This window comes from uncultured Vibrio sp. (genome assembly GCF_947488985.1).
Classification (GTDB): Bacteria; Pseudomonadota; Gammaproteobacteria; order Enterobacterales; family Vibrionaceae; genus Vibrio.
Window position 1 is genome coordinate 24,008 of sequence record NZ_CANLBV010000018.1, and the last position, 24,870, is coordinate 48,877.

The 24,870-nt window shown below is 44.5% G+C and carries 20 protein-coding genes and 1 pseudogene; 8 read left to right on the top strand and 13 right to left on the bottom strand.

Going from position 1 to position 24,870, the window contains the following annotated elements:
* Window positions 1-114 precede the first annotated feature (114 nt).
* The 5 genes from Q1A70_RS06285 to Q1A70_RS06305 form a co-directional block, all read right to left on the bottom strand.
* Window positions 115-366: a hypothetical protein gene (locus tag Q1A70_RS06285; protein ID WP_299688146.1), complete on the bottom strand. Its 252-nt coding sequence runs from the start codon at window positions 364-366 to the stop codon at window positions 115-117.
* Between the two features lie 12 nt (window positions 367-378).
* Window positions 379-1,323, bottom strand: a complete 945-nt coding sequence (locus Q1A70_RS06290) for a DMT family transporter (RefSeq protein ID WP_299688149.1) — start codon at window positions 1,321-1,323, stop codon at window positions 379-381.
* Between the two features lie 29 nt (window positions 1,324-1,352).
* The gene (locus Q1A70_RS06295) at window positions 1,353-3,044 is read right to left on the bottom strand and encodes an SgrR family transcriptional regulator (protein WP_299688152.1); all 1,692 of its coding nucleotides are present in this window, start codon (window positions 3,042-3,044) and stop codon (window positions 1,353-1,355) included.
* Between the two features lie 118 nt (window positions 3,045-3,162).
* A complete protein-coding gene (locus Q1A70_RS06300) occupies window positions 3,163-3,396 on the bottom strand; it encodes a DUF3389 domain-containing protein (RefSeq protein WP_299688155.1) in 234 nt (77 codons plus the stop codon).
* Between the two features lie 142 nt (window positions 3,397-3,538).
* The gene (locus Q1A70_RS06305; RefSeq protein ID WP_299688158.1) at window positions 3,539-3,964 is read right to left on the bottom strand and encodes a hotdog fold thioesterase; all 426 of its coding nucleotides are present in this window, start codon (window positions 3,962-3,964) and stop codon (window positions 3,539-3,541) included.
* 155 nt (window positions 3,965-4,119) lie between these two features.
* Here Q1A70_RS06305 and Q1A70_RS06310 point away from each other — a divergent pair, with 155 nt between their 5' ends.
* Window positions 4,120-4,911: a M48 family metallopeptidase gene (locus Q1A70_RS06310; RefSeq protein ID WP_299688161.1), complete on the top strand. Its 792-nt coding sequence runs from the start codon at window positions 4,120-4,122 to the stop codon at window positions 4,909-4,911.
* 96 nt (window positions 4,912-5,007) lie between these two features.
* Here Q1A70_RS06310 and Q1A70_RS06315 read toward each other — a convergent pair whose 3' ends face one another.
* Window positions 5,008-6,090, bottom strand: a complete 1,083-nt coding sequence (locus tag Q1A70_RS06315; RefSeq protein WP_299688164.1) for a site-2 protease family protein — start codon at window positions 6,088-6,090, stop codon at window positions 5,008-5,010.
* Between the two features lie 355 nt (window positions 6,091-6,445).
* Here Q1A70_RS06315 and Q1A70_RS06320 point away from each other — a divergent pair, with 355 nt between their 5' ends.
* From Q1A70_RS06320 to Q1A70_RS06330, 3 genes and pseudogenes are all read left to right on the top strand, one after another.
* Window positions 6,446-7,705: a porin gene (locus Q1A70_RS06320; protein ID WP_299688167.1), complete on the top strand. Its 1,260-nt coding sequence runs from the start codon at window positions 6,446-6,448 to the stop codon at window positions 7,703-7,705.
* 13 nt (window positions 7,706-7,718) lie between these two features.
* Window positions 7,719-10,149 (top strand): annotated as a pseudogene (locus Q1A70_RS06325) (VolA/Pla-1 family phospholipase).
* A 394-nt stretch (window positions 10,150-10,543) separates the two neighbouring features.
* Complete coding sequence (locus Q1A70_RS06330) at window positions 10,544-11,101, top strand: PhnA domain-containing protein (protein WP_299688170.1); 558 nt, start codon at window positions 10,544-10,546, stop codon at window positions 11,099-11,101.
* A gap of 97 nt (window positions 11,102-11,198) precedes the next feature.
* On the opposite strand, the gene Q1A70_RS06335 is transcribed toward Q1A70_RS06330, so the two are convergent.
* From Q1A70_RS06335 to aspT, 7 genes are all read right to left on the bottom strand, one after another.
* Entirely contained in the window at window positions 11,199-12,353 is a 1,155-nt protein-coding gene (locus Q1A70_RS06335; RefSeq protein ID WP_299688173.1) for a BamA/TamA family outer membrane protein, read from the bottom strand.
* A 202-nt stretch (window positions 12,354-12,555) separates the two neighbouring features.
* Complete coding sequence (locus Q1A70_RS06340) at window positions 12,556-13,467, bottom strand: LysR family transcriptional regulator (protein WP_299688176.1); 912 nt, start codon at window positions 13,465-13,467, stop codon at window positions 12,556-12,558.
* Between the two features lie 140 nt (window positions 13,468-13,607).
* Window positions 13,608-14,033 carry a hypothetical protein gene (locus Q1A70_RS06345; protein WP_299688179.1) on the bottom strand — a complete coding sequence of 142 codons (426 nt, stop codon included), beginning with the start codon at window positions 14,031-14,033 and terminating at the stop codon, window positions 13,608-13,610.
* A gap of 17 nt (window positions 14,034-14,050) precedes the next feature.
* Window positions 14,051-15,220 carry a patatin-like phospholipase family protein gene (locus Q1A70_RS06350; protein WP_299688182.1) on the bottom strand — a complete coding sequence of 390 codons (1,170 nt, stop codon included), beginning with the start codon at window positions 15,218-15,220 and terminating at the stop codon, window positions 14,051-14,053.
* A gap of 157 nt (window positions 15,221-15,377) precedes the next feature.
* Complete coding sequence (gene pdxY / locus Q1A70_RS06355; RefSeq protein ID WP_299688185.1) at window positions 15,378-16,235, bottom strand: pyridoxal kinase PdxY; 858 nt, start codon at window positions 16,233-16,235, stop codon at window positions 15,378-15,380.
* Between the two features lie 163 nt (window positions 16,236-16,398).
* A complete protein-coding gene (locus tag Q1A70_RS06360) occupies window positions 16,399-17,994 on the bottom strand; it encodes a bifunctional aspartate transaminase/aspartate 4-decarboxylase (protein WP_299688188.1) in 1,596 nt (531 codons plus the stop codon).
* 166 nt (window positions 17,995-18,160) lie between these two features.
* Window positions 18,161-19,876: an aspartate-alanine antiporter gene (gene aspT / locus Q1A70_RS06365; protein WP_299688191.1), complete on the bottom strand. Its 1,716-nt coding sequence runs from the start codon at window positions 19,874-19,876 to the stop codon at window positions 18,161-18,163.
* 497 nt (window positions 19,877-20,373) lie between these two features.
* Between aspT and Q1A70_RS06370 the strand changes: the two genes are divergently transcribed.
* The 4 genes from Q1A70_RS06370 to Q1A70_RS06385 all read left to right on the top strand — a co-directional run bounded on the left by Q1A70_RS06370 (window position 20,374) and on the right by Q1A70_RS06385 (window position 24,791).
* Complete coding sequence (locus Q1A70_RS06370; protein ID WP_299688194.1) at window positions 20,374-20,586, top strand: DUF1656 domain-containing protein; 213 nt, start codon at window positions 20,374-20,376, stop codon at window positions 20,584-20,586.
* A gap of 10 nt (window positions 20,587-20,596) precedes the next feature.
* A complete protein-coding gene (locus Q1A70_RS06375) occupies window positions 20,597-21,457 on the top strand; it encodes an HlyD family secretion protein (protein ID WP_299688197.1) in 861 nt (286 codons plus the stop codon).
* Window positions 21,458-21,470: 13 nt separating this feature from the next.
* On the top strand, window positions 21,471-22,829 hold the full coding sequence (locus Q1A70_RS06380; RefSeq protein ID WP_299688200.1) for an FUSC family protein: 1,359 nt from the start codon (window positions 21,471-21,473) through the stop codon (window positions 22,827-22,829).
* Between the two features lie 309 nt (window positions 22,830-23,138).
* A complete protein-coding gene (locus Q1A70_RS06385; RefSeq protein WP_299688203.1) occupies window positions 23,139-24,791 on the top strand; it encodes a hypothetical protein in 1,653 nt (550 codons plus the stop codon).
* The last annotated feature ends 79 nt before the right edge of the window (window positions 24,792-24,870 follow it).

Here is a 24,870-nt window from a genome sequence, read left to right on the forward strand (position 1 = left end):
AGCTATCATTTATAAGCTCTTGTTCCTAAGTGTAGTTCCTAAGCCAAAGCTTCTAAGTCATATCAAATGATGGACATGGTAAGATCCACGATATCAATAATTGTTGTGAAGCGTTTATTTCATCGTTACTTTGCCGCCAATAAATTTATAGGCAGGCGTACCTCGCACCAAGGTATCACGCGCAAATTCAATTCTGCATTCAGGACACACACATGGCTCGGTCGTGAAGTCGTCCACAATACGCTCCTTAAAGCATTTCACAAGTGCACCTTTGCCCCCTTTTCGATATTTAAAAAGCTGGGTTTTACATTTTGCACAGAATATTTGCACCGTTTTAGTCGGTTGTTTCTTATTAGGTTTAGCCATAAGAGTCCGAGATTAAGATCTTTTTGTATTGAGTTTCGGAGCGACAATGACCAAGCCTATGCCAAGTAGAATGACCGTGGACGAGATAACAAATTGCTTGGTGACAGGTTCTGATAACAAGATCACCCCCCCTAGCGTCGCGATAACCGGAACTGAGAGCTGGGCGATAGATGCCAGCACTGTGTCGAGCTTTTTGACCACGTAATACCATAAGCTGTAACCCATACCAGACGCCACAGCACCAGATATAACCGCGTAAATCATGCCTTGTTTGGTAATTTTGAGTAATGGCATCGCATTAGGTAACAAAATCAAAAGCGTTAACAGCGCTAAAATAGCCAAAGAGCAGAATCCGAAGTTAGCGGCGGTTGACTGCAATGCATTTAAGGATTTCTTTCCGGCTAAGGTGTAAATTCCCCAACCAATACCCGCAAGCACCATTAACATAACTGACAAGAAATCAGGTGCCGCGATCGACTGACTCGGCATTAATAAGTACACCAACCCAGTGACAGACAACAGACAACCACACCACTCAATAAGTGACATTCGATTGCCAGATATCAGGTGGGCAGCGATCATGGTAAATTGCACGGCCACAAACAAAACGAGCGCGCCAAGCCCCGCTCCAAGTTTTACATAGGCAAACGAAAAACCAAACATGTAGACCAGCAGCGCGACGATTGCGGTTAAATCAAACTGAGCTTGGATCTTGGAACGAACTGAAACGTTATCGACCGCTATATCGACTTTGACTTTGCTTTTAACTGAAGCGCTTTTAAGGCGAGCATTAAACGATAAGCAGAGTAGGATCAACAAAGTCAGCGCACCGGACACAATACGCACGATCGAAAAACTCAATGGATCAATCGTTTGATCCATTAATGCCCAGCGACACAAGACTGAATTGGCAGCAAAGGCCACCAGCGTAATAAGTGTGATCATCGCAGTTTGCATTGTTTGTCCTAATTGCATTTTCTAGTATTTCAATCAACTTCAGGCTTAACCCAAACTTGGCTAAAGTCGAACCAACCAAGTGCATTGCACTTGGCATTTTGCAGCGTACCGCATTGATCTTTATTAACACCTAACCAGCAATGGAACATCGGTATCAATTGATTACTTTGTACGAGTTGTTTACCAAGTTGTCTTGCAGGGAATTGCTCAAATTCACCGGATCGCCAACGATCTATCATATGGCACCATTGATCAAAGTCTTCTGCCGGGCTAGATTCATCCAGAAAACTGTAATCCATCAACCACCCTGCCAAGGCATCATCTCGATTATTGGCGATGCCCATCGGATTGATCCAAATATCAACATTGCCGGCGTGTGGAGGATCCGTTTCGTAGCCAAAAAGATCGACATCAAGATCGTACTGCTTCAACACTGTCACGATGGCTTGGGCAAGCGTTGGGAACATAGGGTGCTGGCATTGATACGCGACTCGAATAGTGGGCTTTTCCCTTACTGGTGGGCATATCGCCGTCTTTAACTTAATATCGTACCAACCGGGCTTTATCCCATAGGCATGCAATACACCTAAATCTATCACTGTCTCTTTGGGAATATGGACAAACAAATCAGCAGCATTCAACGCATTCGATAAAAACTTCGCCCATTCTGGGTTTTGTGCGATACCGTTCTTTCTATTGAGCAACAAATAAGTACAACCCGGGTCTAGCTCAACTTCATCGCTATCACCACGATCGGCCATTACCGGCTTCGAAAGGCTTGGATAAACCATTGAAGAGTAAGCTTCATCAACCACCCAAACTTCGACACGATCAATCAAGGGTCTAAAGCCGAAGTATCCGTTGAACGCGTTCAACACCAATTGCTTATCGTCATTCTTCTCCACGCGATACGGCCCAGTGCCTATCGGTCGAATGTCATAATCTTCGCCCCGTAAACTCATCGGCAGCGTCACTTTGGCAACCGACTCCGTCAGTGCAAGGGGGAAATACTTATCAGCGCGCGTCAAAAACACATCCACAACGCAATTCGCAGGGCAAGAGACATCTTTTATATGAGAGAACATATTAAGTGGTTCGAGTGACAGCAGTGTATCCACCACATGATGGGTTAGCAGAGGCTCTCCGTTGTGAAAACGTACACCCGGCCTTAAGAAAAATCGCCATTGATGATCACTGATTTTTTGCCATGAATGGGCAAGATCGGGTTGTAGTTGATCGTTCTCATCTAAGCGAGTTAACCCACTAAACACCTGACAGGCAATATGCTGCTCTGAACGTCGCATCGATTTTGTCGGATTCAGCATGGAAAGCGGACGATAGTAAGGCAAACGGATCACCTGCTCACCCTCTTGATACTGCACACCCAAGTAGTTTTGAATCACTTGAGTTAGTTTAGCGGCATCGTGATCAAGTACCGACAAGGCTTGGCCGACTTTTCCTGCTTCAAGATAACGGCGAGCGAGGTGTTCGCTGACATCGTTGCGGTTTTGCTTGAAAATAAGTTGAGATAACTTACCGCGTCCCGCAGCGGGTAGCCATTCAACCCACCCCTCCTCTTCGAGCTTGTTGAGCACCATTCGGGCATTACGACGCGTACAACACAGCACACTGGTGATATCGTCTAACCGAACATCAGCATCGTTGCCATCAAAATATTCAAACAGGGTTTCAAATTGAACGCGAAGTCTTGGGCTGCTCATAAAGAGGAAAACTTATTCAAAGGGTATTAAATGCAGTTTCCCTATTTTTTCTTTCAAAATCAATCCAACGGATAACATTTTACCAAGAGATGGCTTATCTCTGTCGATTGACACGCGATTACATCACATCACAACCGATCTCATTGGCAATATCGCGTAATTGTTGCTCATTATCCAGCTTAATCGACCACTTACATTCAGAGCCATTGGCCGAGATGACATTTGCCCCTTTTCCGATCAATTGAATCGCATCAACTTGCGCTTGCAGCGTGACCCTATGCTCGCCATCAAGACGAACAACAAGCTCATGTGCCGTCGCAATAACTTTCCCATTTTTAAAGGTGATGACCATGACTTTCTCTAATTAAAATGAATTCTGTTTATCAGGCAAATAAGGCGTGAAACTGGGAAGATACCCCATAACACTTAACTATTAACTATTAACTATTAACTATTAACTATTAACTGATTGATAAATATGTTGACTTGCTAGGTTAACGTTTATGTTTCTTTACTGCGATGGTTAAGCGACTGGTGCAGACTAAGCGCTTACGCTCATCCGTAATATTTATCTGCCATACTTGGGTAGAAACACCAAGGTGGATAGGCTCGGCAGTACCGATAACATGACCTTCTCGCATTGATCTTACATGGTTAGCGTTAATATCAAGCCCGACACAGTAATAGCCCTCTGGCACGCAGAAATTTGCGGCCAATGACCCAAGAGTTTCCGCTAAAACAACCGATGCACCGCCATGTAACATACCTAATGGCTGATGTGTAAAATGACAAACAGGCATCGTCGCCACCAAAGAATTATCGTTTACCTCGGTATACACAATATTGAGATGCTCAATTAAGGTGTTTTTTGAGGTCGCATTGAACGTATCTAGGTCAACGGGCTTTTTCCAAATCGTCATATCGGTCCTTAGTGCTGGATGCTGTATCGAGTGAGCCACTTTCATATCTAATAATTTTCGTATTTTGTACGTTTATTCAATCATTTTCCGCTACGGTTGGTATTATACAAGTTAATGTTAACATGCATAAAAACCGAATACACAGAGGAGATTGTATGATGTCATGGATGAAATTCACCTCGCTTCTGACCCTTGCAGGCTTAACCGCGTGTAGCGCTTCCCCAACCGGAAGAAACCAATTACTGCTTTTTTCAGACCAAGATATGTCTCAGCTTGGCGCACAATCTTTTGAGCAGATGAAGCAAGAGCTGTCGATCAACCAAGATGCTAAGATCAACGCTTATGTGCAGTGCGTGGCCGACAGTATTACTCAACATATCCCTAAACAAGGCTTCAGTGAATGGGAAGTGGTGGTGTTTGATAGCGATCAAGTGAATGCGTTTGCATTGCCCGGCGGCAAAATTGGCGTCTACACCGGGCTACTCAACGTCGCGGTTAACCAAGATCAACTCGCAACCGTTATTGGGCATGAAGTGGCGCACGTTTTGGCTGACCACAGCAATGAACGCCTTTCACAGTCACAACTGGCGAATACCGGGTTATCGATCACTAACGTTGCTTTGGGTTCATCGGAATACAGTCAATATCAAAGTCTAACGATGGCCGCCTTGGGCTTAGGTGTTCAATATGGAGTCATGCTCCCTTATGGGCGAACGCAAGAGTCTGAAGCCGATATCGTCGGTTTAGAATATATGGCTCAAGCGGGTTTCGACCCCAATCAAAGCATTAACCTATGGCAAAACATGGCAAAAGCATCTGGGGGAAGCCAGCCACCGGAGCTTCTTTCGACCCACCCTTCTCACAGCACACGAATCAAAGATCTGCAAACCAAGATCATCACCTTACCTCAGTCGAATGCGAGCAAGCCAAATTGCAAAGTCTATTAACTTAACTCAAAGTACTGGATACAAAAACGCCCTAGCCAGCTGGTTAGGGCGCTCTCTGTCAATTATCTTTTCTCACTCGAAGGCCAATTCGAATCGTTACGTTCCTAGAATTTGCAGTGGCAGGCTGAGTAACTGATCACCCGTTGAGGCGAAGTACCAGATCACGCCGATCAAGCTACTGACTAGCCCTACATACCAAACCAATGACACCACTTGGCCATAGCGATCCAACGGCAATAAGTGGCTATGGTGACGCCCTTTCCACTCAAACAGAATTTCCACACTGCCCATCAGCAATAAGAAGCCAAACAAGGTTAAGTTCAACTGGTAGCTCAACACAATGCCAGCCACAGCCGCCATGATACACAGCACTATACCTAACAAGCTGTTCATCGAGAAACTGATACTTTTCAGTACATGTCCTCCATCGAGAGGCAAGATCGGTAATAGGTTAAACAAGTTTAATAAAGCGTTGAATACCGCAAGCCCCGCGAAGAACATTTCGCCTGTCATCCAGTACAGCACGGTAAACACCAGCGACAATATCAAGCCAAACAGTGGCCCCATGATCGAGATCACCACGTCTTGCCAGCGAGTATTGATCTTCTCATCAGAGAGCGCCAAACCACCAAGAAAAGGGATCAAATAGATGCCTTTGGTCTTCATACCAAAGTATTTCATCGCTCGGATATGACCGTATTCATGAAACATCAAACAAGCGATTAGGGACAGAGCGAACTGAATTGAGAACAGCCATGAATACGCGGCTAAACTGGCTGAAGCGAGTACCACCTTGATCAATTTGGCGCTTTTTAGTGCTTTCATGCCCAGTGACACTAACCCGATTAAACTGAAACGCTTCTCTGGCTTTGGTGGCACAACGGACGTTTGTTGCTCGATATCTTTGGTGTTGCGGTGGCCTTCAGTGATGGTTTGACCATTAACAGTCGCTTTATATGCCATCTCAAACGGTTGCCACTGAACCAACGCCTCAACGTGACACTGCAACGTTTCTTCATCAGCACGAAGGGTAAATGCATGCGTTCTCGCCCCCTCTTGCTCAGCCGTTGCATCCAGCTGAGAAACTAATGTGTTGTCCCAATATAACTGTTGCCACCCTGCCATCGATCCCTCTAAACGGAGCGGTTTCCCAAGAAACTCTATCGCGAGTAATTCCAAACTAAAATTCCAATTTAATCACACTAACAGTAAGCCGACATTATGCCGATTTAGCGACAAACGGTAAACACAAACAAATTCGTTACATTTGGAGCAATTGAACGCCATTTATCGCTATACAGCACATAAAAATACTGGTCACACCTCCAACCTATAGTAAACCATTGATTACAATCAGTTAACAAGTTGCAAACCCTGACCATCAATGCACATAAGTTCACATTTTAACCATGTATTCTTTGACTTTTTATTGAATTAAATTTTAACATGTCATTTACATTAGAGCTTCAACACCAAAATGCTCAGTGTGTTTTCAATAATAAAAATGAGATTTGATGCCCTAGGAGGGTCAAGGATGAAAACAGTACAACGCTCTCTCGTTTCACTTTCCGTGTTATTTGCCTGTAACTCACTGGCGGCGGGCTTCCAAGTTGCAGAACACTCTGCCTCAGGCCTTGGTCGTGCATTTTCCGGTGAAGGTGCTGTCGCCGACAATGCCGGAGTGCTCGCCAGAAACCCCGCTGCCATGACCCTTTTTGATACTGCACAGTTTTCAGGCGCGGCTTCCATCATAGACCCAGAGGTGAACATTACTCAGCACGATGTTCCGGGTTCTGGCGGTCAAAGCCAAGTGTCGAAAGATGTTGCTCCGCTGCAAGTGGTCCCTGCGGCCTATTACATCAGTCCAATCAATGATAAATGGGCTTGGGGGATTGGCATGTTCTCCAACTATGGCGTCGCGACCGACTATCCCGATGATATTTATGCCGGTGATTTAGCGGGTGATACGTCGTTGATCTCTGTCAACGTGAATCCGAATGTGGCTTATCGAATTAATGAGCAGTTTAGTCTCGGTGTGGGGGCGAACTTTGTTTATGCCGAAGCCGAGCTGAACCGCCACCAAGGCGCAATATCAAATATTACGGGGGATGCTGCGTCGAGCAAGCTGATCAGCATGACAGGTGAAACCTTTGCATTGGGCTGGAATGTCGGCGCGCTGTATGAAGTGAATCAAAACCACCGATTTTCTATCGCCTACCGCTCTGAGGTCGAGCTCGATTTTGACGATGGCGACTTTACCGATTACACCGGCAGCATAGTACAAGGCAGCGCTACCACCACAACGGGACGCCTCAAGGTCACATTACCTTCCATCATCGAGATATCCGCCTTCCATCAACTGACCAACAAATGGGCCATTCACTACGGCTGGCAACAAACAGGGTGGAGTAGCTTCAAAGAGTTAAAAGCAACTAGCCCAGATTGTACCGACGGTGAATGTTTCATAAAGACCGAACACTACGAAGATAATAACCGCTACTCATTAGGTGCCACGTACCAATTGAATCAACAATGGACGCTAAGAGCAGGCCTCGCCTACGACGAACAAGCCGGAGAGACCACATTGAGCATCCCCGACAGTGACCGTTACTGGTACAGCGCGGGCTTAACCTATCAGTTCAACCCTAGCCTTTCTGTTGATGCGGGCTTTGCGCTAGTACAAAGTAAAGATGGCGATTTCACAGAAACCAACGAATTGGGTCAAACCCTTGAATTCTCTGGCGAAGCAGTCGCCTACCTATCTGCTATTCAAGTCAACTACACCTTCAACTAAACGGAATTAAGACATGAAAAAGTTATTTAATGTTTCGCTGCTGACTTCAGCAATGTTTGTTGCCGGTTGTGGTGACGAAACATCAAGCTCTGGTGCTTCAACCGCAGTTCAATACGAGCAATATATCCAAGATTCACTCGCTCAATCGACCAACATCAAGTTTCAACTGACGGGCGCAGACCTCGCAGTGCCGCTGCCAAGCTTCGCGTTAATGGATACCACCGATGGCACACTTGCTCTACCGACAAGCGGTGATGATTCGTTAACCAACCCTATCGCAGCAATGAACACAGCCGATGGCTGGTCTACCTCCATGCCTATCATCATGGAATTTGAAGGGACTGGCTTAGCCGATGGCGTGGCAACGGGCGGCGTCTATCTGTTAAAGCTGAGCGACTCACTAACCTCTGAAACTACACCAAGCATCACGCAGGTACTAACGCTAGGTATTGACTTCAATGTGCTATCGAGTGCGGCAAGCGACACCTTCACCATTGTATTTAATGAATCACTCGATGCGTCCAGTGAATACGTATTGGCACTGTCGAGTGAGCTGACCGATGCAAACGGTGACCCAGTTGGTATGTCAGCAAGTTATGCGGCGCTTAAATCGAGCGCAGTCATCTACACCGATGGCAGCTTGGCTCAGGCTCAACAAGTGACGCAAGTTGTTGAGCCTGAGCCAAGCTGCCGCTGCGGGCGCTATTAGCCTTAATACCGAAGACATTATTTACTCGACATGGTTTACCACCGAATCGGTGGGTGACACACTATTCGCCACCAAAGCCGCAACGGCAACTGGATTGTCAACGGCCAACCTCAATGGAGTATGGACTGGCAGCGCTAACCCTAACTCGGTTGATCTAACAACAGCTTACGTTATGCAGTTTGCGTCAACGCAATCCTTTAAAGCAGCATTGGCTGACGATAGTGATTTTGACAAATACATTGCTGGTGGAGAGGCTGCTACCATTACGGCCGCTAAAACAGCCATAGAAACCATGTACGATAGTTCAGGTGCTGATGTCAATGTCAGCCAAGGGTTTGTGCAACTTCCTCATTACCTAGAGAAAGGCAGCAGTGATTGGAACTCTCAACCTTTTGAATCAGGGATGCCTAGCCTCGCCAAAGTCTCCAATGCCTTGAGCAACAGTGCGGAGCAAGCCAACATGGCTCAACAGCTTGTTGCCGCAGGAATTGACACCAGCATCTTAGCGACCAGCCAAACAGAGCAACTGAAACTTATCGGCTTAAGTTTGACGCTTGCGGATGGATCACCGCTCGATAGCGAAAGAGTGATCACTAAGTATTCACCCGTTCCGCAAGCTAAATCCTTAGAATCGGTTGAATTCTTACTGTTTACACCAAATGGTTCAGACCCTACTGACGTGGTTATCTATCAACATGGCATTACCTCAGCAAAAGAGAATGCTTATGCGTTTGCGTATAATCTTGCTCAAGCAGGCATAGCAGTATTAGCCATCGATTTACCCGTCCATGGCACGCGCAGTTTGGATGATACACGCTCAGCTAACTCTGACGTTTTGGCGTATTTAAACCTCACGAACTTGCCCGTCGCACGTGATAACATTCGTCAAAGCGCACTGGATGTGATGGGTTTACGCGCGGCACTCACGGTCTCGTCACAAGCCAGTTTGCTTGGAGACTCGCCACTGAAAGCGTTTGACTTAACCACAGGCTCACAAGTTAAGTTCTTAGGTCACTCCTTGGGCGGTATTGTGGGCGCTCCCGCCGTGGCGGCGTCGAACCGTACGCTAGGCAGCGTGACTGCCGATGCCCTGTATTCTTTCAGCGCCGCAGCGATTGAGAATTCAGGCGGTCAAATATCCAACCTTCTGCTTGGCTCTACTGAGTTTGGGCCACAAGTGAAGCATAATGTCGCGTTGAGTGCTCCAACAGAATACGCCAGCTTTGCGAGCGCGAGCTGTGCAAGCTTAACCGACAAACTGTGCTATGAAACCTTTGAAGCCAATGCAAGCGAAGAGCAGCTAGCCACGATGAGCTCGGCATTTCAACAGTTCGCGTATGCCGCACAAACCGTGTTAGATACCATTGACCCTTACACAAACGCTGATCACTTGTTAGAGGCGACGACCCCGATGCCAATTTACATGGGGCAAGTACAAGACGATGACACTGTACCGAACTCAGTTGCAAGCGCACCGCTTGCTGGTACCACGCCATTGGCGACTAAGCTTGGATTGACCGTTATAGATTCAAGTAATACAACACCGAGCGGCAGTGGCGATTTTGTTAAGTTCAACAATGTTGCTGCGCACAGTACTTTCGCTCTGCTGCAAGATGACACAACACCACTGCCATTGGATTTCGCTCATCATGCTGAAATGCAGGCTGAAACTGTGGATTTCTTGTTAGACAATAACTTGGATTCTGTCTCGAACGCAGGGTCTGTTTTAGAGTAACCCCTCCTACTCTATTACCCCAATGCCAGCCTCACCGCTGGCATTTTTTATTTGTCCCTTCACGAACGGTCTCATACCAATCACAGTAAGTAAGTGGTCAGAAATAACGCAGGGAAAAAGCTTGAAAACAAGGCGACTCTTTTCGACAAACAGCTTAGATAAATAATTATTCTACAATCAAAAATTCTAACGAAGTTAGCGAGGTTTTTAACAAGCTAGTGTGACCAGTTATTTACTACGATTGGTTTCAGTAACCCCCGTATAAAAAATTAAAACACACGCGTTTGATTTCGGCTAAAATTAATCAAGACAGAATACCGTACGACCTCTTTCTTTATTGCCAATAAAGTGGATAATAGCGCGGTAATTAATACCTAATAAATGTGAGTCCATTATGTCTTCTGAAGCTACTATGCTAGAACGCTGCCAATCAAAATGTGAACTATGTGGTTCTGATTCTTCTCTTACTGCATACGCAGTGCCGCCACACAGCCACGTAACAGTGGATCACGGCATCATGGTATGTGACAAATGTCTTGGTGAGATTGATGCACCTAAAGATATTAACCACTGGCGCAGCCTAACTGACAGCATGTGGAGCCAAGAAGCCCCTGTGCAAGTGACAGTTTGGCGTCAGCTAACGCGTCTGAACTCTGAAAGCTGGGCTCAGGATGCACTAGACATGATGTATATGGAAGAAGAGACATCAGTATGGGCTCAGATTGGCATGTCTGCTGATGACAAGCCTTTTGATGTAAACGGCGTTGAGCTTAAAAAAGGTGACGACGTAACAGTAATTAAAGATCTCCCTGTGAAAGGCACTAACCAAGTGATTAAGCAAGGTACGGTTATCCGTGGTATCAGCGTTGGTGACGATCCTAAGCTTGTTTCTGGTAAAACAAACGGTGGTCAATCCATGTACGTGATCGCTGAGTTTTGCCGTAAGAAATAACCTTACGTTAAGAGATAACCTTCCACGAAGATACAGGTAAACACAAAAGGGCGCTCGGAATGAGCGTCTTTTTAATTAGAAAAAAAGTTGGTTGAGTTTAGAAGCCGCTGCCCATATTAATATATACCGCATTCTCTTCACTGCTCATGGCATAGTCTACGCCAAGATGTAAGCCATATCTGCGCGCGATCTGGTAACGGAAACCGACACCACCGGCATTAACGGTGCTATCGTCGCTGAAACTGTCGTCATGCTTTGCGATACCCGCACCATAAAAGCCGGAAACCTTCCAACGATGATCAATGCTGTAAGTCAGTTGACCTTGGATGGTCTCAATCTCATCCCCTTGATAACGGTAAGAAGAGACACCACGCAAAGAAACGTACGGTTTCGCGGTTGGTGGTACCACCAAATCTTGCTGGTCGAAGTTTTGATAATTAGCAGCCAAACCCAAAGTCCACTTCTTAGAAATTGGGATAAAAGCTTGGCCATCGATATTCAAGTTACGGTAATTGTGGTCACTGCCTATCGCTTCGTCGTAGACCATATAATCTGCGGTCAGTTTATAGCCTTTGGTCGGATAAAAAATGTTATCTCGGGTGTCATATTCCGCCTCTAAGCCTAAACCAGAGCTGACGGATTCATTACCAAAAATCAGATCTAAAAGGGTATTGTCAAATTCGATCTCAGATTTTGCTAACAACTGCTTTAGGCCTAACATCCACGGGGTATGACCAATTCTAAACTGCACCTTTTGTGATATAAGCGCGACTGAAGTCGAGGAACTCACCTTAAAATCTTGGTCTATCGGCCCGATATTTATTGACGTATATAAATCTAGATTCACCACACCAAAACCAGCGCCACCGGTATATCGAATCGAATCATTGAACCATGAACGCCTGTGACCACCAAAGACAAGCCACGTATCATTTTCTGTACCTGCAGCACCCACAACAGACATAGCAGAAGGCATTAATTGAGCGCCACCATCAATGGCAGCCAGTGCCGCTTGTTTTCGCTGTTCCTTTTCTTGTTCGGTCTCGTGCAGAAACAGCCCAGCAACACCGCCACCGTAACCGATAGCAGGTTCCGTAATTAGAATAGGGATAGGCAAGAAACCATGAGCGTTTTCAGCAAGGTGGTGTCCCATATCAAACCGACCATCTACTGGATCGTGAAAGGATGCCTTAGCACCAAAGGTGGTCAGTAAAGAGCTTGAGAGTAACACAAGCAAACCGCAGCGATTCATATTAAGTAGCCTCAAAAAAAACCGAGGCGTAGGCCTCGGCTGGAAAGTGTTCATCCATGCAATCAACAGTTGAAATTAAGAACTTGCTCTGACGGGTAAGCCCCTATCAGCACAATTATAGCGACTCGAGCGTCATTTCCCTACTCTCATATCGAGGATGCCGCCCTACAAAAATGGAGGGACTGAAGTACAACTGTATATTTTATGACGCTAGGTCACTGGGTAATCTTGCGACATAATCTTTGATAACAGACAATATCGATCGTTTGACTTCATCCATTTGCTTCGAGTGCTGACACCAAAGCGAGAAGCCAACTTTCATGCCCGTCAGCATCTCTGATACCCTAACAGGCTCAATGTCGTAATGTGCAAATTCAGTATCAGCAAAAGTTTTCGGTAGTAAAGCCCAACCCAATTCGGCTTCCACCATTTTAATCACTAACCCTAACTGATCGATCTCTTCATTGTCTGAGCTGAAGGTGATTTTTTCAGACATATCGTCTTCAATCAGCGATCGCAAGATAAACTGTTTTGAATTTCTTAAGACAGTAAACAGCTCACCGGAATCAAGCGATGCAAACGCGCCATTTTTTTTGACGAAAGGAAGAAATTCGATATGTCCCAGATAGGTGGCATCTAGGCTGTGTATTCCGCGACTGTCATGTACATTCACTAACCCGAAGTGGTAATCGCCACTTTGGAACCCGTGTTTGATGTCGGATTTATTTCGAACTAAAAAGTTCACTCGCATCATTGGGAAGTCACTACTCAACTTCTTGCGAATTTCAAGCAGCAAGCCGTGAGGGATAACATTCGAGTACGCGAAGGTGATGCTTTCTAGCCCACCATAGGAGAGGCTTAGTGCCACTTTGTCAAAAGTACGGGCTTGCTCAATGGTTTGCTTGGCATAGTGATAAAGGTGATCGGCGTCTTCAGTCGGTTTGACTGAACGTCCGACCCTTTCAAAGAGATTAACCGCCAGCTGGTCTTCAAGGTTGCTGATCACTTGACCAATGGTCGTTCGATGTTTATTGAGCTTAACCGCCGCTTTGCTGAAAGAGAGTTGATCGTAAACGGTGACAAAAGCGAGTAGTTGTTCAATACTAAAATTCATAATGCACTACTAATTTTCTTACGTAGTCTCATAAGATATCACAAGAACGGATGATTGCTATCTAATTATGCTAAAAAACCCTATAAGTAGAAATAAAAAAAAGGCCATTCACTCATAAGTAAACGGCTTTTTTTGAATAATTATTTGTATTCAACAATACGTGCTAGGTAGTTAAAGTCACCTGAATCACCATGGTAATCACGGTAAACATCAACACTAAAGTAGCGTGGGCTATCTTCTGCAATACGCGCCATCATTGTTTGCTCTAGCGATTCAAGGCTTTCACCTGTTTTAGCGTAGACAAAGTGCTTGTTTACTTGTTGTAGTTGCATTTTCTTAGCTTCTTTATGAGACACGTATTGCTCAGAAGCAACCCACTTGCCAACAAACTCAACCGTAGCATAGCTAGAGTTTTCATCGATCATAATTACAGCCACTTCTTCCTGACCACGCTCCATTTGTTGCATTTGAGCGTCAACTTGTTGCTGCTCAGCCGCTGTTAAGCTTTGTGCTAGTACGCCCGTAGAAAGACCAAGCATAACTAAAGCTAAAATTGTTTTTTTCATTGTCTCTATTCCTTTTATTATGGTAGCTCAGTGACCCAAAGTTTTCCTTGCGTCGCTTTGTAATAACCGTGTTGATAAATTGTTTTTAAATAATGTTCGTCAAACATATCTTTAGTACGTTTAGCGAATCCAAAATCTTGTTCGATGTAAGTAAATTGCATATCAATATCATTTACTTCACTTATGTATTTCATTCGGTAAAGATCGCCTCTGGTTTGCGCCAGCGTTAAACTGCTTACGCTTTTCGCCACCAAATCCAAACCTTTATCTTTAAGTGGATGATAAGATGCTTTTAGTTCACCATTTCGAATCACATCAAGTTGCGGTGATGTGTTTAAACCCAGCGCCTCAGATATCTTCTTGTAATTGAAATTAGATGGATCAAAAAACACTTGAGCTGTAAGACCACCATCTACATGTAGCTCTTCATAAGTTTGACCGTCGAGTTCGGTATTAATAAACTGAGGTGGGAATACCCCAGGAATAGACGCACTCGCTGCCAGTACTTTATAGACAAGTTCCGCTTTATCTGATCTGTCACTATTTGCAATCGCACCTAGGTTCCAAATCACTAATTCTCCAGAATCAAAATGGGTGCTGCCAATAAATAAGCGTTTACCATTTCTATGTTTCAGAGCGATTTGATCAATCATCGACTCAGGATAAGCCTCAGCAATAAATTCATATAAGTGTTCACCATTAGTAAACGCGTCTTTGAATATTGTATTTAAAAAATTCTTTTTGCCGAGAATCGCTTTATCGTTAATATTGAGCATGACTGATTTCATATCAGTTAATGCATCGCCACCGACAAAAACAAACGGTGCTATTAATGCCCCGGCACTAATACCAGTCACTATTGAATAATCTTTTAACTGCCCCGTTTCCTCTAAACCGATTAGAACACCCGCACCAAATGCGCCATTAGCCCCCCCCCCCGAAAGCGCGAGTATATTCAGATGCTCACCACTCACCCTAATTGGCGTGGTGTTATTGTGCACCGAATAAAGAAAATCTGGGGCCTCATTTGCCCATATACGTAATGGTTCATGAGGAGGTGTTGCTTCAATCGCGACGTCTTTATAGTTGTCTTCAGTAACTCGTACGTCCAGTGTATGAGGTGAGCTGCATGCCATTAAAATCAAGGACAAACTAACAATTAAACTACTGTAAACTCGACTTTTCATATTTAAGCTCATATCCCTGTTGTCTTGTTAAGACTTTATTTCAGGAGTTAAAATTTAAAATAAAGTCCGTTTTCTGCCACCTAATATAACGAACATATCTCAGTTGGAATAATCATGTATGTAGGATATAACCCTTCAAAAACTGCATGCCTATTAATTACGCTATTTTAACCACATTGAAATCGCTGGTTGGTTCTACAAATTCATATTGAGCGTTAATAGTTTGCAGTTCCCAAGTACCGTAACTTTTGGTGGTTTCCAATACACCGTAGACAGCGTTGTGAGCGTGACGGAATGCCGCTACAGGGGACATTTGTTTCACTAAGCAGCCAGTAAACAGGCCTGAAATCAGATCGCCAATGCCAACGGGTTGCTTAGCAAAATCAATCTTAGGTCGTTGAGCTAGATAGCAGGCTTTAGGTGTTGCCAGAATCATGCTGAAGGCATCTTCAGACAACGAATGAAGGTGCTTAACTAATACGATTTTAGGGCCGAGTTCTAACGCTTTTTTACACGCGGTAACCGCGTCGTATAAAGAGTTAATGTGAATGCCCGTTAGCTCGGTTAGCTCAAACTGATTTGGAACAATGACATCAGCAATGGGTAATAGATTGTCAATAATCGACGTCTTTACGCCATCATCGACGATGCAGCCTTTGTCTGGGTCTCCCATTACAGGGTCACAAACATACAGTGCAGTGTGATTGTGCTGTTTCACTAGCTTGACTGACTCTGCGACAGCCTTACACTGGTCAGCGCAGCCCTGATAACCCGACAAAACTGCACCACAGTCTTTTAGAACGTCGATATTGTCCAGCCCCTTAATGAGTTTGCGAATCTCATCTGATGCAAACTTTTGCCCAGTCCAGCCTTGATCATATTGGGTGTGATTTGAAAACTGTACCGTATGAATTGGCCAAACACCTAACCCCATTCTCTGTATCGGAAAAACAGCAGAACTATTGCCTGCATGGCCGTAAACCACGTGAGATTGGATTGAGATAATACTTTTCATCGGACACTCTTGTTATATTGATTGGCGACTAAATAAACACAATGAAGATAATGCATACACTGTGCTTATGTGGTCGGAATTGCCTCAACTTGGTCGAGGTTTATTCTTAGGTGTTAAAAGTGTTCGCTTTCTATCGCGAACACTTGCTTTCTATCGCGAGATATTAGCCTTGGAATTCAGTAAAGTACTCGTCAAGTACAATGCGAGTTGCGCGGCCAATCAGCTCGTAGTCGTGGTGAGTCAAGTTCGCTAAAGAAACACGAACAGATGCGTTTACCGTATCAAAACCTGCACCAGGAAGTAGGATAACGCCCGTTTCGTGAGCTAGACGGAATAGGAAATCTTTACCTTTACCGCTCGCTTTGAACCATTCAACAAACGCTTCGCCGTACAGTTTGCCACCTAGAGCGTCTAGCTCTAATAGTGTGTAGTAATCCACACGGTCTTTGTTATGTTCAACTTCTAGACCCATATTTTTGTAAAGCGTTACATAGCGCTCACGGATGATGCGTTTACATGCAGCTTTGTAGTTTTCTTCTGAATCCATTAGGCAAGTTAACGCAAACATTGCCATTTGCACTTGTTGTGGTAGAGACAGACCCGCAGTATGATTCAACGCTACGCTACGGCTGTCTGCAACGATGCGGTCGATGAACTTAATGTCACGAGGCTCTGGAGTCAGGGTTTTGTAACGGTCATCAAGTTGGCACTGTTTCTCTTCGCTAAATGAACGCAGTGTGTCATCAAATACGTTTTTGTGTTGGATACCAATGGTACCTAAACGCCAGCCTGTTGCGCCGAAATATTTAGAGAACGAGTAAACACAAAGCGTGTTGTACGGTAGTTTTGCAAATAGAGAAACAAAGTCATCCGCGAATGTGCCGTAAACGTCATCAGTGATGATGAATAGATCGCTGCGCTGCTCGTTCACAAAGTTAGTCAGGTTCTCTAGCGTTTCATCAGAGAATTTTACTGACGCTGGGTTCGCTGGGTTAACCACACATAGTAGTTTGATGTCTGTATCTGCCAGTTTTTCGATTTCAGACATTGGTAGCTGCCAAGTTGTCTCATCAAGACGCAGTTCAACGATCTCTAGTTCATACTCAGAAAGCTCTGGGATTTCTAGGTAAGGGGTAAAGATTGGCGTAATGAGCGCCACTTTGTCGCCTTTTTTCAATAGGCCATTGTTGAACATTGTTTGGAATGTGTAGGTCATTGACGCCGTACCACCTTCCGTTGCGAACAAGTCGAAATCTGTAGTCATTGGAACCGGGCCATACATCTCTTCTGCGATGTACTGTTTCACCACTTTCTCAATGTTAGTCAGCATACGTGGCGGTACTGGGTAGTTACACGCTAGGTAAGCCAGAACTAATTCGTTTAGGAATGCTTGTTTTTCAATACCTAAACGGTCATGTGCGTAGCTCAGTGCACGTTCAATGAATTGAGCCCCCTTATCGTTAGTGTAGTGTTGAGCGAATGTGTCAAAACGCTCAACGATACCCACACCATCTGGGATACCACCAAAATCACCACCAAGGTAAGCGTAGTTACGCTCAGCTTCTGCAACAGAGAACTCACCAAGGCGAATGAACGCTTTACGTGGCAGAGTTGCTAGGAAGTTAGGGTTACCACGGCCTGCATCAAGCAGTGCGCGGTCTGGAACTGTTTGTGCCACTTCGATAAGTTTATCTTTAAGTTCGAATGGGCTTAGGTCTGCGAATTTTGAAAAATCGATTGCTGAAATTTGAGTAGTCATAATAGACACCTTATTAATTTAATTTCGGCAAGACGCTCCCCTCTCTTAAGGATTTAAAGGAGGCGTCTTGGTTCTTTAATTTGAGTATGTTTAATTTAAGTACGTATATCACTTGAGCTGTATTTAACTTAAGCTGCGTTTATATCATTAAACGTTTATTGAATTCTTACATGCCTGCATTAACCGTGATAATACCGACGATAATTGGTCCCCACAGAGTCAGTAATACGTTGGCTACTGCGTAAGTCACTGTGAAAGTGAATACTGGTGTTGCATTGCCTGTTTTTTCCATCAGAGCGGCAAATGCTGGGTTAGCGCTTCGACCACCCGTTACACAACCTAACGCCTCTACTGGGTTTTTAATCTTCAATACAAAGTACGAGAAAAAGAACGAAATAATCTGTGGAATAATAGTAACCGCTACCCCTAAGAACAGCAGTGACATACCGTGCTCTTTGATGGTATCGACCGCTTGTGGGCCAGCCTGTAAGCCAACAATACCGACAAACGCTGCCAAACCAAAGTCACGAATAAAGTTTGCTGCTCCTGCTGGGAACTGTGCAACATGAGGGTTTTTGCTGCGTAACCAACCAACGATCAAGCCAGCGATCAAACAACCTGCACCAGAGCCAATCGTGACTGGAATACCGGCAATGCTAAAGCTAATCAAACCAATCAGTAGACCAACAACCATACCCAAGCCAAGAACAATAAAATCAGTCATGGTTGCTGAGCCCATACGTTGACCGATGTTTTTCTCGACGCGGTTAATATCCTTTGCGTTACCTGTCACTTGGATAATGTCGTTTTTCTTAACCACTAAATCCGGAGTTAATGAAAGTGATACACCTTCACGGATGTAATCGGTAATGTAAACGCCACGGTATACACCTTCGTTTGAGCTCTGTTTGATTTCTTGAAGTGATTTGCCGATAAACTTACGGTTATCTGCGATAAGCTGGCGATTTTCTTCAATAACTTCATAATCTTCAGGAAGAGAAACTTCACGGCCATGAGCATCACACTGCAACGCTTTAACGGCGTTTCGGCGGCCAGTCACGACAACAATGTCACCCTCTTTGAGTACCGTGAACTGGTCAGCATTAAGCTCTTGTCCATCACGTTCAATCAATTCGATACCAGCAGAAAGCGATGTTTCGTTCAGTTGTGATAACGTTTTACCAACCAGCTTATCGCCAGTGTTCACTTTGAAAGCACGGGTTACTAATGCCGTTAGCGCATTAAATTCGCCAGGCGCCAGTTCACGTTTGCCGTCTGAATTTTCCTCTTCAAGAGCAATCGCTGCAGCTCGAACGTCCCACTTCATCAGTGTTGGGAACACCCATGTCACCATAAGGATAGGACCTAGTGAGCCAAAGATGTACGTTACCGCATAGCCAACAGCGACATTGGTCTGCATCAGCTGTTTCGCTTCTTCAGACACGCCACCTAAGCGTGCAATGGCATCACCCGCCGTACCGATGATCGCAGATTGTGTAAGACCACCAGCCGCAAGGCCTGCTGCCGTACCTCTATCTAGGTCAAATAGCCACGCTGCCGCTAATACACAAAGCAAGCCAGACACGGTCATGACAACCGCTGAAAGCAGAATATTAATGGTTCTAAAGTTAAGTGCTTTAAAGAATTGTGCACCACCTTGATAACCGACTGCGTAAATAAATAGTGCGAAGAAAATACTTTTCACGCCTGGGTCAATATTAACACCGAACTGTCCAATAATAACGCCCATTAATAATGTTCCGGCAACACCGCCTAAAACAAATCGACCAATGGTAATTTTACCTACCATATAACCGAGGGAGAGCGTAATAAATAGAGCAACAAACGGTGCCATATCAAAAAGATTAGAAATTATGTCCATGACAAATTTACTCGTATTCTATATATAAATGGTAAATAATCTAACGAATAACTTAGTCATGCTATTTGTTGGATTATTCAAAAGTTAAGAAAGCATCTCGTTGCTTCGAGATGAATATTAGTGAGAAAGGATTATTTAATTCAATCCCGTTTGATGGATCAAACCATCCAAAGCTCATTAATTGAGCAGCATATCACGCAAAAACCAACAAAATCCCTTACTTTCAATAACTTGAAAGTTTTAGTTTATTTACTAATTTATAAATTATTTTTGAAAAGACACAATTTCTTTCATTCTCCCTTGCTATATAGAGGAATTTCCGCAACCACTGTTCAAATTTCAACCATGGATATATCAAAATTATTCAACTGCATTCAATTGCGCTCAACATTCCGCCTGTTCTGTTTTTTTGACGGATCCAACCCTCTAAACACGATTATCAATAACTACCAATCTCCTCTATTCTCTCGTCCATCAAACAAATAGAGAGCAAAACCATGAACACCATGCCGCATGAGCTCGTGTGGGGCGAGATTTACTTCCCACCGTTGCTACTGGTTGTCGCATTGGCTTACATGTTAACGATCTTAACTGGGTCAATCACAACACGATTAGGGCTTCACAAGTATGTCGCGTTCCCGGCATTAGCTGAATTGAGCTTAATCGTTATTTTTTCTGGCATCATAGGCCAATTTATTACCATTTTTTGAGGCAATTCCCGTGATAAAACGTTATCTCATTTCACTTTTACTCTTTGCTGCAGCTGGGACTGTCATTTATAACTATTACCAATCTTATTCAAGCAATCCTTGGACGAGAGATGGTCAAGTCAGTGCCTATATTATCTCGATAACACCGCGTGTTACAGGACAAGTAACAAAAGTGCATATCGATGATAACTCTCGCGTTTCCAAAGGCGATATTCTGTTTGAGATTGACCCTAGTATCTACGAAGCCACTTACCACAAAGCCCTTGCTTCAGAGAAACAAGCTTTAGCATTGCTTGCAAAAGCGAAGAATGAAGAGCAACGCGCCTTTAACTTAGAGAAAAGAACACCGGGTGCGGTGCCGATCTTGACTTTGAACAACCTCACCAATGCGGTTGAAACGTCTGATGCCAATGTTCTGCTCGCGAAAGCAAGTGTTGAAGAAGCAAGGCTGAACCTTGAATTTACCAAGGTATATGCGCCAACAGATGGCTATATTACCAACCTAAATCTGCGTGAGGGCTCTCAAGTGGTCGCCAACTCGCCAGTGGTTGCGTTGATTGATGAAAACAGCTTCTGGATTGAAGGTTACTTCAAAGAGACAGATTTAGTCGGCGTCGATGTTCAGGACACTGCTTATGTGACCTTAATGATGCACAACAATGTTCAGCTAGAAGGACAGATCAAAAGTATTGGCTTTGGTATCGCCACACAAGATGGCAGCACAGGTAACGACTTATTGCCTAACGTCAGCCCTAATTTCCAATGGATCCGCCTTGCTCAACGTATTCCAATTAAAGTGAAGTTAAACCATGTCCCTGAGGATTTACAACTTCGTGTTGGTATGACGGCTTCAATCAAAATAATTAAATAACTCGGTAATCTCTATGTTCAGTGCCTCAACTAAAGAAGCGATCAAAGTCGCGCTCTCTATTGTTATTGCTCTATGCCTTGCCCTGTGGTTCGAATGGGAGAAACCTTACTGGGCCGCGATCGCTGTCTCAGTGATGGCATTGAATGAGAGTTTCGCCCACTCGCTCAATAAAGGTCATAACCGACTGCTCGGCACCTTGCTAGGTGTCAGTTATGCCTTTTTCTTGGTTGCTATGTTCTCGCAAGAACGTTTCTTATTCCTGACATTTCTGACTGCTTTTTTAGCGGTGTGTATTTTCATGTCTAGCGATGAGAAATACGGTTACGCGTTCTCAATTGGCTTTATCGTTTGTTGCATTATCACTTGTATGGGGGGCTTCGATAGTGCCAACACCTTCCAATACGCGGTAATACGTCTACAAGAAACCATTCTTGGGGTTGCTGTGTTCTCCTTTGTTTTTCGCTTGCTGTGGCCCGCAGATTCAGAGCAGAAGTTTCTCGGGTACTTTGAATCAAGTCGAACGGCCTTGATTAAGGCGATGCAAAACCCTGATACGATAGATAGCGAAGCACTAGCAAATAATGCGCTAACCATTAACAAACTCAAGCAACTATTAAACCTGCCCCTTTCAGGCAGCTATCACTTGAAACAACACATTAAAGCGTGGCGTTTGCGTGTCCAAGAAATGGCGCACCTACAAGATAAACTAGCACAGCATACATCGGGCGACCTTCAGCAAACCGAAGATTGGCCTGATCTGATAGACCGGATGGAAAACTTCAATGTATTAACGCCAAGCCAGCCTTTGCTTGACGACAATGAGCGAATCAATCTCAATTTGGATAGACATGCGACTTGGCACAAAGAACGTCGCACGTTTGTCCAACACTTAAATGAAGATGGTCGCAAAGTAATACAAGGCGTATCCATGTTCGTGACCTCGTTATTGATCTGGATATATCTCCCAGTACCCGGTGGCTTTATTTTTCCAATGATCGCAGGTGTTATGTCTTCACTGCTACCGACTATGCCGCCAAGTGCGATTAAACATGCCTTCTTCGGCACAATCGGTACTGGAACCGCCATCCTTTTGGAGTACGTGTTTGTGATGCCGATGATGAGTGAATTATGGCAACTCGCCCTGTTTTACTTTGTCAACGTCATTATTATTTGGAAGGTATTCAGTGCACCTAATCTGATGATACACAGAGTATTGGGGATCAACCTACTGGTGGTTCTCACCTCTGGTGCGCTGAATCTAACGCCCGCTTATACGGTTGTGGTACCCATTTTAATGCTCATTAATTTGTTAGTTGTATTAATGATCGCAAAAATATTCACCGACCTATTCAGAACTCGCGTCATTTTCTAAGTACCCCAAATAAAAGCCCCGATAAGTTTTTACTTTTCGGGGCTTTTATTGTCATTTTCGCTCCATTTGTCAGCATCTAACATCCAAAAAGCTAAGCGAGGATAACATCCTTCATATGCGATTGACTTAATTCCCCCTCCTACCTTAAAATCCTCGCATTGATTGCCACAATGCATTCTCAATTTCAGCATTCACACCGAGAATCATTACTAAAACGCGCATATAATAGCTTGAACAGGATGTCTAGCTGAACTGTAAAATGCTAAGTCTCAAAGGTTAGAGGCTTACCTGATTGGACATCGTCACGTCATGAGTTTTTTTAAACTAAAACAAAGGAACACTATTTCTTTGTTAGCCAGTGCTCTAATTCTTACTGCTCCCACTTTTACTGCTTCCGCCGAAGAAGAAACCGCAACTTACACCAAAGCCATGGCTCATGGACGTGCAGTATTTGAACAATATGGTATCAGCCGCGATCTGCCAAAGCTTGCGATGAGCTCTCTCGTACAAGGTGAGCATTTGGTTGAACATACGCACCGCACCCTTCAAGTAGGCGACGAGATTCGCGATTCATCAGTTTATCTGATCAAAAACACCGACAGCAAAGGTAACATTGATCTGCGCATCAAATACAACCCGCAAGAGCTGAATGAAAACGAAAAACTGATCGATGAAATTGAAGAGTTTACCCGCATAGAGTATCGCCTAAGAAACTACGCAGAAAGCTTCGATCCATCGTCAGTGAGAGTCACAGAAAAAGACAACGGCGATGTGACCATCAGCTTCAACTATTCGAAATATGGCTTACCACAAGACATCGCCTATTTCCGTTTTTTGAACGTTGATATTGAGCTTGTTGACGGCACACCAAAACGCATGGTGATCACCAACGACAAGTCATTTATGAATGGCGATTCCAAAGTCGACACCTATTACCAAACTATTGATTTCTCTCAATTAGATTCAGGTAAAATCGTAATTAAACGTAAGACAACCAATGTTGTCGGTACGTCGAAAAAGAAGCCGATGACCATGACCAGTGTGGTTGAACCGGTTGCGATTTATGAAGACGACAACGGCGTTAATGTGCTGCATGCCGATCGATTAGAAGAAGTCTCTGACCCTCGCATGAAAGAAGTGAGCGTAAAGCTAGATCGCGTATTCCCATTAATGGGTGACATGGTGCGTCGTCAAGGTATCGATTTACCACTACCGTTTGGTATTTCTGTTGCCTACCGTAATCAAGACATGGACATCCCAATGACCGATTACGTGATTGGTGGTGTACGCTTGAACGATCTGTTCGACCCTGAAGACAGTGTTGCAACGGTTAACGCAGAAAGCCTTTCAATCCGTGGGGATGTGAATATTCTGCCATTCTGGAATGTGTTCGGCTATATCGGAAAGGTCAATGTTGATGCTAATGTTGATGCTTCTTATACCGGCGCGGCAGGTAAATACCTACAAGACAAGCTCAACGACAAATTACCCGGTTCAGGCGACCTGCTTTGTGAAGGCATATCAATGTTGTGTGACCGTGGCCGCCTCAATGTGCCACTGCATCTTGAATACGATTTACGCGGTGTGGGCACCACATTGTCTGTTGGTTATAAAGAGTTTTTTGCCTCAGTTACGGGTACTTACTCACAAACACGTCTAAAGGGATTGGATAACTGGGGCGACGGCATTATTACCGCTCAACCTATGCTTGGCTACCAATTGGTGGATTACCGCGCTCAATTTTTCGTCGGCGCAGAGTACCAAGGGCTAAATTCACGCATGCAAGGTACGGTTAAAACGGGCGACATTGAGTTTGATTACGACGTGGGTGTTGACATCAACCAATGGGCATTCTTAACGGGATTCAACAAACAGTTTGGCAAGCACTACAACATGACCATGTTGTACAACAAGGGTGAAACTCGCTCGTCTTTAACGCTGAACCTTGGCTATCGCTTCTAGCTCCCAATAATGCAAAGAGTGGTCGCGACCACTCTGGTAGGGCAGCGTCCTACTTATGCGATTCCATCAATCGTAATAA

What these genes read in the sequence shown, in the direction of transcription:
- Q1A70_RS06285 (WP_299688146.1), bottom strand. Translation starts at nt 366, where the DNA reads ATGGCTAAACCTAATAAGAAACAACCGACTAAAACGGTGCAAATATTC.
- Q1A70_RS06290 (WP_299688149.1), bottom strand. Translation starts at nt 1,323, where the DNA reads ATGCAAACTGCGATGATCACACTTATTACGCTGGTGGCCTTTGCTGCC.
- Q1A70_RS06295 (WP_299688152.1), bottom strand. Translation starts at nt 3,044, where the DNA reads ATGAGCAGCCCAAGACTTCGCGTTCAATTTGAAACCCTGTTTGAATAT.
- Q1A70_RS06300 (WP_299688155.1), bottom strand. Translation starts at nt 3,396, where the DNA reads ATGGTCATCACCTTTAAAAATGGGAAAGTTATTGCGACGGCACATGAG.
- Q1A70_RS06305 (WP_299688158.1), bottom strand. Translation starts at nt 3,964, where the DNA reads ATGACGATTTGGAAAAAGCCCGTTGACCTAGATACGTTCAATGCGACC.
- Q1A70_RS06310 (WP_299688161.1), top strand. Translation starts at nt 4,120, where the DNA reads ATGATGTCATGGATGAAATTCACCTCGCTTCTGACCCTTGCAGGCTTA.
- Q1A70_RS06320 (WP_299688167.1), top strand. Translation starts at nt 6,446, where the DNA reads ATGAAAACAGTACAACGCTCTCTCGTTTCACTTTCCGTGTTATTTGCC.
- Q1A70_RS06330 (WP_299688170.1), top strand. Translation starts at nt 10,544, where the DNA reads ATGTCTTCTGAAGCTACTATGCTAGAACGCTGCCAATCAAAATGTGAA.
- Q1A70_RS06335 (WP_299688173.1), bottom strand. Translation starts at nt 12,353, where the DNA reads ATGAATCGCTGCGGTTTGCTTGTGTTACTCTCAAGCTCTTTACTGACC.
- Q1A70_RS06340 (WP_299688176.1), bottom strand. Translation starts at nt 13,467, where the DNA reads ATGAATTTTAGTATTGAACAACTACTCGCTTTTGTCACCGTTTACGAT.
- Q1A70_RS06345 (WP_299688179.1), bottom strand. Translation starts at nt 14,033, where the DNA reads ATGAAAAAAACAATTTTAGCTTTAGTTATGCTTGGTCTTTCTACGGGC.
- Q1A70_RS06350 (WP_299688182.1), bottom strand. Translation starts at nt 15,220, where the DNA reads ATGAAAAGTCGAGTTTACAGTAGTTTAATTGTTAGTTTGTCCTTGATT.
- pdxY (WP_299688185.1), bottom strand. Translation starts at nt 16,235, where the DNA reads ATGAAAAGTATTATCTCAATCCAATCTCACGTGGTTTACGGCCATGCA.
- Q1A70_RS06360 (WP_299688188.1), bottom strand. Translation starts at nt 17,994, where the DNA reads ATGACTACTCAAATTTCAGCAATCGATTTTTCAAAATTCGCAGACCTA.
- aspT (WP_299688191.1), bottom strand. Translation starts at nt 19,876, where the DNA reads ATGGACATAATTTCTAATCTTTTTGATATGGCACCGTTTGTTGCTCTA.
- Q1A70_RS06370 (WP_299688194.1), top strand. Translation starts at nt 20,374, where the DNA reads ATGAACACCATGCCGCATGAGCTCGTGTGGGGCGAGATTTACTTCCCA.
- Q1A70_RS06380 (WP_299688200.1), top strand. Translation starts at nt 21,471, where the DNA reads ATGTTCAGTGCCTCAACTAAAGAAGCGATCAAAGTCGCGCTCTCTATT.
- Q1A70_RS06385 (WP_299688203.1), top strand. Translation starts at nt 23,139, where the DNA reads ATGAGTTTTTTTAAACTAAAACAAAGGAACACTATTTCTTTGTTAGCC.